Below are 253 nucleotides of genomic sequence, written 5' to 3'. Positions count from 1 at the left end.
GGGTACGGCGGCGCGTGGTCCCGGGACGCGAAGTGCCGTGCTGGGGCGGGCCGTTGGCGTCGCGTCGGGGTGGATCAGGCCGCGCGTGCGCAGGTGGGCGAGGTCCAGCATCACGGCGTACGTGCCCCGGCCGAGGGCGAAGGCGAGGTCGCGCGGGGTGCGGCGGCCGTTCGCCGCGTCGAGGAGCGCCGTGTGGCGGGCGCCGAGGGTTTCGGGGCGGGGCGTGTCGGTCGCGCGGAGTCTGGTGCGGGCC

At 78.7% G+C, this 253-nt stretch carries 1 pseudogene; it reads right to left on the bottom strand.

Features of this window, described 5'->3' with window-relative positions:
- Positions 1–253 (bottom strand): annotated as a pseudogene (locus tag AOK24_RS51250) (hypothetical protein); the annotation flags it as partial.

Origin of the sequence: Streptomyces niveiscabiei, assembly GCF_001419795.1 — a bacterium.
In the GTDB taxonomy this organism is placed as follows: Bacteria; Actinomycetota; Actinomycetes; order Streptomycetales; family Streptomycetaceae; genus Streptomyces; species Streptomyces niveiscabiei.
This window is presented reverse-complemented; position numbering and strand designations above follow the sequence as displayed.